General features: G+C 33.5%; 8 protein-coding genes and 1 pseudogene. All 9 read left to right on the forward strand.

All coding sequences use genetic code 11. The features are described from left to right. Positions 1–47: 47 nt before the first annotated feature. Entirely contained in the window at positions 48–2,309 is a 2,262-nt protein-coding gene (locus ACFFGL_RS00955) for a heavy metal translocating P-type ATPase (RefSeq protein WP_309729434.1), read from the forward strand. Positions 2,310–2,332: 23 nt separating this feature from the next. Continuing rightward, complete coding sequence (locus ACFFGL_RS00960; protein WP_309729437.1) at positions 2,333–2,545, forward strand: heavy-metal-associated domain-containing protein; 213 nt, start codon at positions 2,333–2,335, stop codon at positions 2,543–2,545. A gap of 1,642 nt (positions 2,546–4,187) precedes the next feature. Further along, positions 4,188–8,762 carry an FG-GAP-like repeat-containing protein gene (locus tag ACFFGL_RS00965; RefSeq protein ID WP_309729440.1) on the forward strand — a complete coding sequence of 1,525 codons (4,575 nt, stop codon included), beginning with the start codon at positions 4,188–4,190 and terminating at the stop codon, positions 8,760–8,762. A 12-nt stretch (positions 8,763–8,774) separates the two neighbouring features. Next, positions 8,775–8,972, forward strand: a complete 198-nt coding sequence (locus tag ACFFGL_RS00970) for a PID-CTERM protein-sorting domain-containing protein (RefSeq protein WP_309729443.1) — start codon at positions 8,775–8,777, stop codon at positions 8,970–8,972. Positions 8,973–9,470: 498 nt separating this feature from the next. Next, positions 9,471–11,297 (forward strand): tetratricopeptide repeat protein, encoded by a 1,827-nt coding sequence (locus tag ACFFGL_RS00975; protein ID WP_309729446.1) that lies wholly within the window; start codon positions 9,471–9,473, stop codon positions 11,295–11,297. A 319-nt stretch (positions 11,298–11,616) separates the two neighbouring features. Next, positions 11,617–12,285, forward strand: a pseudogene (locus ACFFGL_RS00980) (alpha/beta fold hydrolase); the annotation flags it as partial. Positions 12,286–12,454: 169 nt separating this feature from the next. Further along, positions 12,455–14,662 (forward strand): S41 family peptidase, encoded by a 2,208-nt coding sequence (locus ACFFGL_RS00985; RefSeq protein WP_309729448.1) that lies wholly within the window; start codon positions 12,455–12,457, stop codon positions 14,660–14,662. A gap of 348 nt (positions 14,663–15,010) precedes the next feature. Continuing rightward, on the forward strand, positions 15,011–15,202 hold the full coding sequence (locus ACFFGL_RS00990) for a hypothetical protein (protein WP_309729451.1): 192 nt from the start codon (positions 15,011–15,013) through the stop codon (positions 15,200–15,202). Positions 15,203–15,243: 41 nt separating this feature from the next. Next, the coding region (locus ACFFGL_RS00995; RefSeq protein ID WP_378927811.1) for a hypothetical protein at positions 15,244–15,866 on the forward strand (623 nt) is incomplete at its 3' end.

Below are 15,866 nucleotides of genomic sequence, written 5' to 3' on the forward strand. Positions count from 1 at the left end.
AAGCCTGTTATTTTTCGAAATTTGTATCAAACAAGATCAAACAGTCTATGGAAGCAGTAAATGTATTTGAACACCAAAAAAAAGAGAAAACGAACCCAGGCATAAAAAACTCCTTTCCGGTAACGGGAATGACCTGTGCAGCTTGTGCCTCTAGCGTAGAGTCTATTCTTTTACATACGGAAGGGGTGAACAGGGCGAGTGTGAATTTTGCCAGCAGTTCTGTTCTCGTAGAATATGAAAAGGGGTTGAGCCCTAATCAACTTCAAAACGCACTTCGCGAAGTGGGTTATGACATTATCATTGATGCGGAGAATCCTTCGGAAGTTCAACAAGAACTACAGCAAAAACATTATCAAGATATAAAAAGCCGTACTATTTGGTCGGCTATTCTTACGCTACCCATTTTTGTATTGGGTATGTTCTATATGCAATGGGAACCAGGTAAATGGATTTCTTTGGTACTGACCTTTCCAATTCTTTTTTGGTTCGGTCGTAGCTTTTTCATCAATGCTTTCAAGCAGGCTAAACACGGTAAGGCGAATATGGACACCTTGGTAGCTTTGAGTACCGGAATCGCTTTTCTCTTTAGTGTATTCAATACTTTTTTTCCTGAATTTTGGTTGAGCCGTGGTATTGAGCCTCACGTGTATTACGAAGCTGCTACTGTAATTATTACCTTTATTTCTTTAGGAAAACTATTGGAGGAAAAGGCAAAATCAAACACCTCTTCGGCCATTAAAAAGCTTATGGGATTACAACCCAAAACGCTAAAAATTATTGAGAATGGGGAAGAAAAAGAAATTCCTATTTCGTCTGTGCAAGTCGGTCAGACGATATTGGTTCGTCCGGGAGAAAAGATTCCTGTGGACGGCGAAGTTTCCAAAGGAAATTCTTACGTAGATGAAAGTATGATTACGGGAGAACCTGTTCCAGTTGAAAAAATAAAGGATGAAAAGGTATTTGCGGGCACGGTAAACCAAAAAGGGAGTTTTCAATTTACAGCCGAAAAAGTAGGTGGAGAAACCTTGCTGTCACAAATCATTAAAATGGTTCAGCAAGCGCAAGGCAGCAAAGCACCAGTTCAAAAACTGGTTGATAAAATTGCTGGAATATTTGTTCCTGTAGTGCTGGGTATATCTATCATTACATTCATTGTTTGGATGTCGGTTGGAGGCGATAATGCATTTTCACAAGCCTTATTAACTTCTGTAGCAGTATTGGTTATCGCTTGTCCTTGTGCCTTGGGCTTGGCAACACCTACCGCTATAATGGTCGGTATTGGCAAAGGAGCTGAAAATAATATTCTTATAAAAGATGCTGAAAGTTTAGAACTGGGTCATAAAGTGAATGCCGTCATTCTTGATAAAACCGGTACGATTACCGAAGGAAAACCAGTAGTAACAAACGTACATTGGAAGGATAAGCTTGAAAATCAAAATGAATACAAGGAAATTCTTTTGGCTATTGAATCACAATCGGAACATCCTTTGGCAGAAGCAGTAGTGAACCACTTTAAAGATGAAAAGATTGAAAAAACTGAAATTGCTTCTTTTGAAAGTATTACAGGAAAAGGCGTAAAAGCTCAAACAGAAAATGGTTCAAAATATTATGTGGGCAACCATAAGCTAATGGTCGATAAAAATATTCAAATCAGCGCTTCCTTAAGGCAAACAGCAGAAAGTCTTGAAGAGCAAGCAAAAACAGTCATTTTCTTTAGTAATGAAAAACAAGTTCTGGCGATACTCGCTATTGCAGACAAGATTAAGGAAACTTCGAAAAAGGCCATAACAACGCTTCAAGAACGAGGCATCCAGGTCTATATGCTTACTGGAGATAATAATAAAACCGCATCAGCTGTCGCAAAAGAAGTAAGAATAACAAATTATCAAGGAGAAGTAATGCCCTCAGAGAAAGCAGGTTTCGTTGAAAAGTTACAAGCCGACGGAAAGATAGTAGCTATGGTTGGCGATGGTATCAATGATTCCCACGCTTTGGCACAGGCCAATGTGAGTATCGCTATGGGTAAAGGTTCGGATATAGCTATGGACGTGGCAAAAATGACATTGATAACGTCAGATTTGCAATCCATACCCAAAGCATTGGAACTGTCAAAAAGAACCGTTTTGGGCATACGTCAGAACTTGTTCTGGGCATTTATTTACAACATCATTGGTATTCCAATAGCGGCAGGAGTACTTTATCCCGTAAATGGGTTTTTATTAGACCCTATGATTGCAGGTGCAGCAATGGCATTTAGCAGCGTATCTGTAGTTGCAAATAGCTTAAGACTGAAACGAGTAAAACTTTAATATTAATTATAAATTCAAAAACAATGAAAACTTTAAAATTTAAAACAAATATCAATTGTGGTGGTTGTGTATCAAAAGTAACCCCTTTTTTAAACAAACAAGACGGTGTTGAAAGATGGGAAGTGGATACCGGTAACCCCGATAAAATCTTAACTGTGGAAAGTAAAGGTGCTACCGATGAAGATATAGAAACCACTTTAAAGAAGATTGGATTTAAAGCTGAGAAAATTGCTTAAAAATTCAAAGGGTTTGTGGCTGTCTGGAAAATTTTGATAGGCTCTTTTACCTTGGAAGATCAAGAAACAAAATTAACTATTTTTTTATTATATTGAAAATCAGTTTTTTGTAAAAAGAGCTTATTGAAATTAAATATGATAGGATTTGTTCGTGTTTATATTCAAATATTCCTATATCTTTGTGCCCACGGAAAAAATCGTAGCAAAGGTTACCTATTCGGTTACCTCGATTTATTGAAATAGACCAAGTGTCTGGTAATCAAAATATTGTTGGGTAGCAATTTAGTTCTGCCACCCCGACACCAAGGGTATTATTGAGAATTAAATAATACTTAACTAAATGAAAACCAGTAAAAATATATTTTACTGGTTTTTTTATGCTTAAATAATTGCATATAAAATATGTCCTAATTTGTGTCCTACTTTTTAAGTGAAAAATTCTTAAATTTAGGCTTCATCTCAGTATTAAACTGACCTAACGATTTGACTTTCGTTAAAATAATTTTTTTAATTAAAACGAAAGTAATGACCTATCATCAAACTTTTAATGTTCACTTTTGGCTTAAGAAAAGTGTTATTCGAAAAGACGGGACTACTCCTACGATAAGTAGATAAGAAAAATAATGGGCGCTTTAAATAGGACCCTCGACGGTATTTGCGACCATATTGCCTGAGTGCCTGATGAAGAGATACATCACTATCATCATTATACAAAAATATTAGGTAAAGCAGAGGCAACTAGTATAGGCGTAATAAAAATCCTACAAACAAGCATTAAACCTCAAGTAAAAAAGGTGGCACTACTACTACCAAAATAGAAGCAAACCAGAAGACATCCATAGATTACTTGCAATAAAATGGGTGCAAAAGCTTTATTCAACTCTCCAATTAAACGTATCTACTTAATACCATTTATTTTCCTTAACCATAGTCTAAAAGAACAGTTAAGTTAAACCTAACACATAGTGAGTCCACTATGTAAACACGATATCGTGGTGAACTGTAGCTACGTCCTAAGCGCAGTGTGGACTCTAACTGGATTAGATAGGAAGTATCTAGGAAGCATCCCCTAATTAAATACCTCTTAAAACAATAGGTTTAGGATAATAAAATTGATAAGAATAGCGGATATAATATCATTATTTATAAACTAACGGAAAAACTTAATGGGAACAACTTGTAGCACGTTAAAAAAAGAGAAATCAAAAAAGATAAAATACATTTTATAACTTTTGTGTACTTGTCTTAAAATACCATCATTTTCAGTTTTATATCCTTTCATTCTTTTAAAAGGTAAGCGATAGCTAAAATAGTTAACATAATAGCTAATTGTCCATAAATATATCCGTTTAAATACTTGATTTACAGATTAAATTTTTTTTATTGTCCTTAATAAATGGTATAAAAAAATTTAATCGTCCATTATTTGTCCGGTGCATTTTACCTGCTATTTAAGGTATTGAACCTTTATTTGCAGCTTGAACTAAAAGCTTGCAAACAAACTATGTTGGAAATTATAGATGACATACAAATAAGTCAGCACTAACTCAAAATCTTCTCCCCATGGGATGGGCTTTTTAAAACTAAAAATTAAGGAATAGAATCAATTTTATAACTATAATTCAATTTAAATTTTAAGTCAATGCAAAAACCAATTACCAATCTGTATAAGCCTATACTTATACTTTTATTAATGGCTATGGGTCAAGTTTCCTTTGGGCAAATAATAAGTGTAAACTCTACCACACCTTTGCCGTTAACTTTAAACACGACCACTCCTTTTCCCAATGCAAATAATATAAGTGTAGATGCTGATATTATGATGCAATTTTCAGATATTATAGATGCAAATACCGTAAACAATACTACCGTAATCGTCACGGGTTCCCAGTCAGGTAGTATTAACGGCTCATTAACAGTATCCGGCTCTATGATTATATTTAATCCACTTAATAATTTTAAACCGGGTGAAATAATTAGAATTACACTTACTACCGGCATTACTACTACTAGTGGTGTTTCCTTAGCTCAAAGTTATGCATTACAATACACTTCAGCGGCTACGGTAAGCTTTCCTAGCAATGATTTTGTATACCAAGAAAATGCGGTGACAACGGTAGATGGAGCTCGATCAGTTTACGCGGCTGACGTAGATGGAGATGGAGACTTAGATATGTTAAGTGCCTCTAGTGATGATAATACAATTGCTTGGTACGAAAACATTGGGAATCAACCCCCTGTAAAGCACATTATAACAACGAACTTAGATCGTGCATATTCAGTATATGCCGCAGATGTAGATGGCGATGGCGACATGGATGTGCTAAGTGCTTCTTATAATGATGATACCATAGCTTGGTATGAAAACGATGGAAATCAAAATTTCACTAAATATACCATTAGCACTACTGCAGATGGAGCGTATGCGGTATACGCGCTAGATATGGATGGTGATGGTGATCTAGATGTATTAAGTGCCTCTTATATTGATAATGGGGTGGCTTGGTATGAAAATGACGGCAATCAAAACTTCACAAAAAATACCATTGACCTTACTGCAAATGGAGCACGATCAGTCTATGCGGCCGATATGGATGGTGATGGCGACATTGATGTATTAAGTGCCTCCTTTACAGGTGATCAAATAGCCTGGTATGAAAATGATGGGAATCAGAACTTCACAAAAAACATCATTATCAATGTAGACGGTGCTGAGTCAGTATTTGCTATCGATATGGATAACGATGGAGATATGGATATAGTGAGTGCTGCCGGTAATGCCGATACGGTAGCTTGGTATGAAAACGATGGAAACCAAAACTTTACAGCAAATATAATTACCACTACGGCCAACGGTGCTAACTCAATATATGCAGCAGATATGGATGGGGACGGAGATATAGATGTTCTAAATTGTTCTTATTATGATGATACTGTTGCTTGGTACCAAAACGATGGCACCCAAAATTTCACAAAACATACCATTACTACTACCGCCGACGGAGCAAGATTAGTATATGCTGCAGATATGGATGGTGATGGCGCCCTAGATTTATTAAATGCCTCTCAGCTTGATGATACCGTAGCTTGGTACAAGCTAATACCGGTGTTGGAGTTTAAAAATTCAAACCCGGCGGTAAATAGCAACTCACTTGCCCAAAATGGCCCGCTAGCACTTAATTTTAATATTCCGGTAGCAGGTGCGACCATAAATGCCAACAATATTGTTATAAGAGGTTCGCAATCGGGTATAATTAACGGAAGTTTTACCGGTGGAGGAAGTACTACGGTATCATTTGTACCTACTCTCCCTTTTATGCCTGGAGAAAGTATTTATGTAACTTTAAAGGAAGATTTAGCGCCAACAGAGGGCTCTACATTAAAGCCAGAGCGGTTTTTAGAATATCGTGTGCAAACCGATGCCAATCTACCTAAACCATTTTATCCCGTAACTATTATAGACCAAATACAAAATGGTGATAATAATTTTGCGGATATGGAAATGATCGATTTTGATGGTGATGGAGACCTAGATATAGCAGTAGTTATAAATGACTTTTTGGAAACTACAAATGCACAAATCGAATTGTTAGAAAACGATGGGAGCCAAAATTTTACTTCTTTAACCGTATTTTCGACCAGCTATTCCTCAATTAATGAGCTAAAAGCGGCAGATATAAACGGCGATGGTACCTTTGAATTTGTAGCGACTTCTGCCAATAATAATGCTGTTATCTTGTATGATTATGATGCATCTTCCAATACCTTTACCGAGCAGCTTATAAGCAATCAATTAAGAGAGCCAAGATCGGTATACCTTATCGATATGGACGCCGATGGTGATGTAGATATTCTTACGGCATTTAGCTTTGACAATACTGTGGCTTGGTTTGAAAATACAGGAAGCCTAGCGTTTAACGCTAATCCAAACGTAATAGATAATAACGTCACCGGAGCTTGGGATGTATATGCGATAGATTTAGATGAAGATGGCGATATTGATATTGTAAGTGCGGCAGATGATACTGTGGCTTGGTATGAAAACACGGGGAATCAAGTGTTCAGCACAGCTAATGTGATAAGCAATACCGCTAGCGGTGTACAGGATATTGAAGTAATCGATATGGATGGCGATGGATATCTGGATATCGTAAGCGCATCGTATTATAATGATACGGTGGAATGGTATAAAAATGACGGGCAAAATAATTTCCCAACAACCAATATCATTACCGACCAGGCAGTTGGAGCTTATCAGGTTTTCCCGGTAGATGTAGATGGCGACGGTGATATCGATATGATGGTAACTTCACAGATGGACACTACTTTTGCGTGGTATGAGAATGATGGCTCAGGTAGTTTCACAAATCATTTTATCGCTAATCCAAATGATCGTCCTCAAACTATTTTAGGAAGAGATATTGATAAGGATGGCGATATAGATGTGGTTACGTTAGATGAGAAAGCTTTAGTCTCATACAGATTCGATGGTATTTATATTTATGATAATGATACGTGGACTCCTGCTACTCCTATGGGTAATGCAAACCCTGAAGATGATGTAGAAGTTAGATCAGGTGCTACGGTTTTCGATACTAATTTGGAGATATTAAACTTAGAGGTAAATGCCGGGGCAACACTCGCTATTGAAGATGTGTTAAAAGTAAATGGGGATCTTATAAATAATGGAGATGTCACTTTTAAAAGTACAGCTACCGGCAATGGCGAATTAGGTCCTGTTCAGCCGGGAGCGAGTATTATTGGAGACTTCACGGTAGAACGTTACTTAACAGGCCATAGAGCCTATAGAATGGTGAGCAGTGCGGTGAACACCACGGGAACGATTCACCAAAACTGGCAAGAGAATGCCAATTCTAATGTAGATAACCCCGTGCCCGGTTATGGTACACATATTACGGGGACCACGATAGATCAAACCGATGGGTTTGATGCGACTCCTTCAGGGAACCCTTCTTTATTTACCTTAGATGTAGCCAACCAATCTTTTGCCGTGGTAGCGAACACAGACCAGACTACCCTTAATGCGGGAAGTCCATTTTTATTGTTCTCTCGAGGAGACAGAAGCATAGATGTAACCAGTAATGAGGCTACCCCTACAAGTACTGTCTTAAGAGCTACCGGTCAACTATTAACAGGTGATGTTACCCAAACCTTTTCGACCACCAACGCGAATGACTTTATTATGTTTGGTAACCCATACCAGGCTACAGTAGATTTAAATGAGGTAATTAGTGAGTCCACTAATATTAATGCTAACCAGTACTATGTATTTGACCCTAGCTTAGGAGACCACGGAGCATACGTAACAGTGCTTTTACCTTCTGGATCAACAACCGGAAGCAGTACCGCCAATCAATATTTACAACCCGGAGCAGGTGCACAAATAGCAACCATAAACAATGGTTCAGCAAGTCTTCTTTTTAAAGAGACCGCCAAAGCCACGGATAATTTTACAAACGCACCGTTTAGCACCGGGAATGATCCGTTGGTAGAAAATGCGCAGATTTTAGGATTGTTATACACTACTGAAAATTATATGGATGGTAAAAATGAACACGATAGTTTCGGTATCCTTTTCTCTAACACATTTAACAATTCACTGGATGCTCAAGATGCTACTAAACCATTTAATATGGATGAGAATGTAGGGATTCAAACAGCAGATCGTGTATTAAGTATTGAGCGTAGAGCTATGCCGCAAACAGGGGAAGCGATAAATCTTCATACAAGTCAGTACCGTGCAACAACCTATACCCTGATACTTAAAATTTCGGACATTGATAAAGAGATGTATTTACGTGATGATTTTACCGGAAATACTAAAGAACTCGTTAATGGATACAATGAGGTAGATTTTACAGTAGATCCCAATAATGCTGAAAGTATAGATACTAACCGTTTTAGTATTCATTTCCAGCAGGCACTTTCAGTTTCACAAAAAGAAGAAGTTAGCTATAAACTCTACCCTAACCCGATTGGTGAGAATGGTTTTACAATTACCGGTACCCATTTTACCGGTAAGTTAGTTTCTGTAGTGATTACAGATCTACAGGGGCGTCAACTCTTTACCAGTAAACTTACCGCTAACGGTGGGGTTCTAAACGTTAAAACGCCTGCAACTATGGCCAGTGGTGTTTATTTGGTAACCATTCAAGAAGGAGACACGCAAAAAACGTATCAAATCATAAAAAATTAAAAAATAAAGAATATGCATAATATTAAGTTTTATCTCATCGCAATATGCCTCTTAGTTGGATTAACCGCTAGTGCCCAAATCACGTTACCGGGAGGTGATAATGTAGATGATGAAACTCCTGCAGCCCCTATTGACGGGTTTGTAGGGATCGCTTTACTAGCCGGAACAGTATTTGGAATTAAAAAAATAAGGAGTTCCAAATCTAAATAAACAGCATTCACAGAAACACAAAAGCCCCTTTAAAATTTAAATTTTAGAGGGGCTTTTTCTTGTTTACGGAAAAAGAATCTTGTGGTATTTTATTATTTAGTAACAATAGAACAGGTAAATATTTGGTTAGGAGATTAATATTATAAAATTTTCATAGACTTTAGATGAGATAACTGGGGCAATGAAATATTATTATTTAAAAATAATATTTTATAAATTTGAATTATTATTGTCATACCTTATAAATCTCTAAAAAATTAATCATTGGATTTAAAAATAATGTTACGTTTTATACTAAACCACAGTTAAATAATACATTTTTAAATATAAAAATAGTTTTATCAAATTAATTTTTTCTTTATAATTATAAACTCCCAATGTTTTTACAATAAAAAGGTTTTTATCTACTCCCTACTTTACTTATTAAAAATTTAAAATATTCAGATTTATCAATATTAAATCGAACGAGATTGATATGTCTAAACTAGAAAACTTCTAATGAAAAAGATTTTTTTATTATTTCACTTCCTGCTTGTACAACTTAGTTTTTGTCAAGAATTCAATTTTAATGAAATTAATACTAAAGGTAAACAATTAGCATTGTCAGACCCCGATAGTGCACTTATATTCATTAAGAAAGGCTTAGCTGAAGCGAAAATTAAAAAAGTTAATGATTCTATTTATAGTGACTTATACAATTTATACGGGACTTATTATGTAGTGTTATCCAAACACGATTCGGCAGTTTTTTATTTTCAAAGATCCCTAGACTATGCCCAAGATTTTCCAATAAAAAAAATAAAGCCTTTACTCAATACTGCGATATCTTATAAAATTAACGGGCAATATAAAATAGCTTTAAAAAAACTCAAGAATATTTTAAAATTAAAAAGCATTCCCATACAGTATAAATCGATGGTATATGGAGAACTTGCTTCAAACTATATGTATCTTTCTGAAAATAATATAGCAATAGAATATCTTTTAAAAGGGATTGAAGATTTAAAGTCATTGGGAGAAAATCCTTCCATTTATATACTCCAGCAAAAACTAGCTAAATTGTATATGATGGATGGCAACTACGATTTTGCTTTATCCTTTTATAAAGAAGCACTAGCAGGATTTAAAAAATATAAACAAGATAAAAACTATTATTATACACAAATTAATCTTGGGGAAATTTATTATTCATTAGATAAACTTGACAAATCAGAAAAAGCAAGTAAAATAGGCATAGAGGGATTAATTAAATTTAAAGATTTCCAGACAATTGGGGTAGGTTATGGAACGCTTGGGAAAACTTATAGTAAACAAGAAAAAAATACAAAAGCTATAAAAGCTTATGAAAATGCATTTAATTATTTAAGAAATACCAATTCCCCTAATTTAAGTAGAATAGTATATAATTATGTATTATGCTTGAATGAGAACAAATTATTCGATAGATCTTTGGAAGTATTAGAAGAATTTAACCAAAAGTCATCATATATAGATAAATCGAACCAATATAATATCTTGGAAATTGCTGCTTCTACTTACCACAAAGCTAAAAGATATAAAAATGCTTCGCTATACTATCATAAAGCGCTAGCTCTAAAAGATTCAATTTTTAATGAAAAGGAAAAAGAAAAATTATTAGAATTAGAGGCACGTTACCAAAATAAAATTCAACGATTAGAAAATATATCCTTAGAAAATAAAAACAAAGAGTTAAGCAGAAAAAATACTATGGTAATAGTTTTCATAGTAGTATTATCTATTTTAATTATAATTATAATTATATATTTTATTCGGTACAATAAAATAAAAAAGAAACTTTCTAAAGAAAAAATTTTAAAAATTCAATCTGAAAAAAATTTAATAGAGCAAAAATACTTATATAATAAAGAAATTTTAAATACCAGAGAAAAAGTACTTGAAGAAAAAAAGAGGGAAATGACTTCAACGGCTGTAAAAATGTCTCATTGGAATAATTTATTAACAAACGTTATAAATAAATGTGAAAATAAAAAAGAGCTATCCGTAAATGACATTAAAAGGGAATTAAAAAATATCATTAAATATAACGATTATTGGAATCAATTCGAAAAACGTTTTAACAGCATACATCCAAATTTTGTAATAAATTTAAAAAAACATTTTCCTAACCTTACAAAAGGAGAGTTAGAATTTTGTATATTACTTAAACTTCACCTGACCAACAAAGAAATAGCTTCACTTTTAAACATTTCGCATGATGCGGTTATAAAGAAAAAATACAGATTAAAGAAAAAAATACAGATTAAAGATGAAGAAGAGTTCGAAAAATTGATTTTAAGTTTATAATTAAAAACTCTATTTTGCCCAGTTTTTTTGACTTAAAATAAAAATAATCAATTACTTATATAGCATATTAAATTTATATTTTCCATATTTCTTTACTTCCATAGTTTGTCTGCTTGAAATTTATATTTTGTTAATTTTTTGATTTTAATTTAGGACAGGAAATAATAAATTAATTTATAAGCAATCACGTTATAAAACCAAGAAACTACAAGTTATGATTAGTAAAGAACAATTATTATTAGTTCAAAAAAATGAATTAAACGATAAATTCCCTAGAGAATAGACAATTTGTTCCTGAAAACTTAAGGCCGAAGCGCTAGCAAATAAAGGGTATTTTGTTATTTCATACGATAGACGTGGAGAAGGTAGAAATAAAAATTTAAATGCAGCATATACTTTTACACAAACATTTGAAGATTTAAATCAAATCTTCAAAAAAAATCAATTAAAAAGAGCAATGTTTATAGGACATAGTTTCGGAGGTATCATCGCAACCCGGTTTGCTAATAAATATTCAGATAAAATCAATACGCTAATTTTAGTGAGTACTCCTATTTCCATGCAAGAAACATTTAAAAACATCATTGCATCATCAAAAGAGATATATACCAAAAAAGAGGACAATGTAAATTTAAACTATATAAATAGCTTAGAAAATATGGATAGTACAAGTTTAGAATATGCCACCTATAGTTTTATGCACGCGATGTCTAATGGGTCTTATTCCACGAAAAATCCAACTCAAAACGCTGTAAAACTTTATCAAAAATTTAGAACAGACACGTTACTTAAAAAATATGCTTCTAAGCATGAATACTTAGCACCACAAAAATTTTGGGAGAATGAGGGCTATACTTCTATCTCCATAAAAGATGATTTGCAAAGTTTAAAAAACAAAAAGGTTTCCGTGTTTGGGATATACGGTAAAGAAGATGGATTATACTCAAAAGAACAAGTAGATGGTTTAAAAAATATTTTTAGGTTATGAGCACGTGCAATATTTAGAAAATTGTTCTCATAATGCTTTTATAGATCGCCAAAATGAATTTTTAGATTTAATAAAAAAGTGGATAAATTAACCGGTAAGCCTATATTTGAACCTTCATTATTCAACTCTACTTTTCTAACCATTATTTCAATTTATAAAAACAAAACCGATGAATAAAACCCTAATTACATTACTGATAATTGTTTCTTTAAGCTGTCAAGGACAAAAAAACGAAAAATTCAACCTCGGATTTGAAAAACAAACAGACCAAGAATCACTTTCCGATGGATGGTTCAAATGGGGCAATTATAAACTAGCAATAGATTCAGTTGCTCACTTAGGGGAAAAATCTGGCAAAATCACTTCAGATAAAGCAGGGAGTTCTTTTGGAAGTATAGCATATAAAATTCCAGCAAACTATCAAGGAAAAAAAATAAGACTTGAGGGTTTTATGAAAATTAAAAATGTGGAAGATGGATTTGCAGGTTTGTTGTTGCGAATTGACGGTAATGGAGGTACGTTGGTATTTGATAATATGCAAAATAGAAATATTACAGGAACAAAAGATTGGCAGAAATACACGATAACACTTGACTATCCCGAAAATGCGCAGAATATTTACATAGCGGGGATTTTATCGGGAAAAGGCGAAGCTTGGTTTGACGATTTTACTTTATCAATTGATGGTAAAAATATTCAAACACTAAAAGAAGTAGAGAAAAAGTTATCTAAAGTACATCTCGATAAAGAATTTGATAATGGATCTTTAATTGAGCTTTCAAATTTGACCAATAAAAAAATAGAACAACTTGAATTATTAGGCAGAATTTGGGGTTTTCTTAAATATCATCACCCTAAAATTGCGAAAGGGAACTACAATTGGGATTACGAGCTCTTTCGGTTTTTACCAAAATACATTAAGGCAGAAAACGCTATAGAACGAGATAGGTTACTCGTTGAATGGATTGACACATTAGGAGAAGTAAAAAAATGTACAAAATGTAAGCCAACAGATGAAAATGCTTTTCTAAAACCTGATTTGGAATGGATTAACAATCAAAGTGCAGAATTGAAAACCAAACTGCTCTACATTTACAATAACCGTTCACAAGGCAAACACTATTATATTGAAATGACTGCGAATGTTGGCAACCCCGAATTTAAAAATGAAAATCCCTATTCAAATATGCCTTACCCAGATGATGGCTTTAGACTATTATCACTTTATCGGTATTGGAATATGATAAACTACTTTTTCCCATACAAACACTTAATGGATGAAGATTGGAATAAAAAATTAAAAGAATACATTCCGGTATTCATCAATGCAAAAAACGAATTGGAATACGAATTGGCAACAATTCAAATGATTAGTGATATTCAAGACACACACGCAAATCTATGGGGAGGAGCAGATAAAATTGATGAATGGAAAGGCTCAAACTATCCACCAATTCACGTTCGTTTTATCGAAAATCAATTGGTTGTCACAGATTATTATAACCAAGAACTAAAAAACGAAATTGGATTAGAAATTGGTGATGTAATTACTAAAATAAACGGCAATGCTATTGATAAAATCATAAAAGAAAATTCTCGCTATTATCCGGCTTCAAATAAACCGACAAGACTGCGGAATATTTCCGAAGACATTTTACGTTCAAATTCAGATAATATTAAAATTGAGTTTGTTTCAGCAAATTCTACCCCACAAACAAAGACCCTAAAACTATACCCCAAAGATAGTCTTGACATTTATCGCTGGTACAGAAAAAGTGATGAAAAATCTTTTGAAATGTTAGCCGATAATATAGGCTATGTTACGCTTCAAAATATTAAAAAGGAAGATATTTCAAAAATAAAGAATGAATTTAAAGACACAGAGGGAATCATCATCGACATTCGTAATTATCCGTCAACTTTTGTTCCTTTTAGTTTAGGTTCTTATTTTGTTTCCTCATCCACCCCATTTGTAAAGTTTACAAACGGAAATATTGATAACCCAGGCGAATTTACATTTACCAAAAGTTTAAAGATTCCAAGTCGAGGTAGAACTTATAAAGGAAAACTGATTGTTCTGGTCAACGAATTATCCCAAAGTCAAGCAGAATATACTTCAATGGCATTTAGAGCAGGTGATCATACTACCATCATCGGAAGTACAACCGCGGGAGCAGATGGGAATGTTTCAGCTATTTTACTTCCCGGTGGGCTAAGGACCATGATTTCTGGTATTGGAGTAAATTACCCGAATGGAGACGAAACTCAACGAGTTGGCATAATACCCGATATAGAGGTTCAACCAACCATTGAGAGCATAAGAAATGGAAAAGATGAACTGCTTGAAAAAGCGATAGAAGTAATATTAAATAAATAAAAACCTGTATAAGCATTATGCATTGGGCGAAAGTGATAAAGTGTAATCGTAACTATTGCCATTAATTCTAAGAAAATGACGAAGTCGATAATAATAATTCTTTTTTTAACCTTTCTGAAATTTAGTTGTTCAGAAATAAATCAAAGCGAAGATAAAATTGCCAAATTATAAATTCTACGCGCTGAAAATGATAGTTTACGTAAAATTGTTACAGATATTCAAACTAAATATGTTTTTGATAGCATCTCGTTTAGAGAAATTTATGGAAAAGAGAATACCTACGAACGGAATGCGGAATTTAGCGTAGAGTTACTTGTTGTAGGATACAATCCAAATAAGAGTTATTTTGTGAAGTATGATAGTATTGTTGACAGAAAAAAAATAAATCCAGATACTCTAAAACAGCGTAACGGAGGATTTAAATACAAAACGAGGTTGACAGAAAAAGATAATATTATTAGAATTGATATGAATGTTGAAAATGAATACGGAAAAAAGAAAAAAGGAACTTTGCTCGAAACAATACGGACAAATAACTAAGACCAACAACTCATAAAATGGTCACATTAAAAAATTATTATATGAGATTAATTTTAGTATTAACGCTGCTTGTTAGCTCCATTTGTAATGGACAAAATAAACCATATCAAACAATTGAAGTCGATACAATACTAGAAAAAAATTCGCCTACTAACCTTGACTTAGAAAAACATCAGTTATTTATTGATACTACTGCAAATTCTAACTATCACAAGGTATTAAGCAACAGGAAAACTCAAAAATATGAAACCTGGACAGTTATTCGAAAATTAGCTGATAATCAATTTGTAATATACGATAGATCAGATGGGATGGATCCTATTATTCAATTGAATAACAAAAAACTTATATTTGATGGGGTTCATGAGCAAACAACATATAAAATTGAATCTAAAAAAATTATAAATGATAAAATCGAAATTACCATTCGTGAAAATAACAGAAGTTTTAAAAATATAGAAATAAAAAAATCTAACTCTTCCAATGTTTCAGTAATAAGGTTTTATGGTAAAAAAAATTATGAGTTTTACTATTGGATAACCAAAATTGAGAACATTACGCTGAAGGCTTCCCTGTTTTTCATACAGTTTAAAAATCAACTATTTTTAAGTTATGAAGAAAAGCAGATTTACAGAAGCACAAATAATTGCAATGCTTCAACAGT

The sequence above is a fragment of the Mesonia maritima genome (assembly GCF_042433895.1).
Lineage (GTDB): Bacteria > Bacteroidota > Bacteroidia > Flavobacteriales > Flavobacteriaceae > Mesonia > Mesonia maritima.

Coding starts and splice junctions, on each gene's coding strand:
- ACFFGL_RS00975 (WP_309729446.1), top strand. CDS start 9,471: ATGAAAAAGATTTTTTTATTATTTCACTTCCTGCTTGTACAACTTAGT.
- ACFFGL_RS00965 (WP_309729440.1), top strand. CDS start 4,188: ATGCAAAAACCAATTACCAATCTGTATAAGCCTATACTTATACTTTTA.
- ACFFGL_RS00985 (WP_309729448.1), top strand. CDS start 12,455: ATGAATAAAACCCTAATTACATTACTGATAATTGTTTCTTTAAGCTGT.
- ACFFGL_RS00970 (WP_309729443.1), top strand. CDS start 8,775: ATGCATAATATTAAGTTTTATCTCATCGCAATATGCCTCTTAGTTGGA.
- ACFFGL_RS00955 (WP_309729434.1), top strand. CDS start 48: ATGGAAGCAGTAAATGTATTTGAACACCAAAAAAAAGAGAAAACGAAC.
- ACFFGL_RS00960 (WP_309729437.1), top strand. CDS start 2,333: ATGAAAACTTTAAAATTTAAAACAAATATCAATTGTGGTGGTTGTGTA.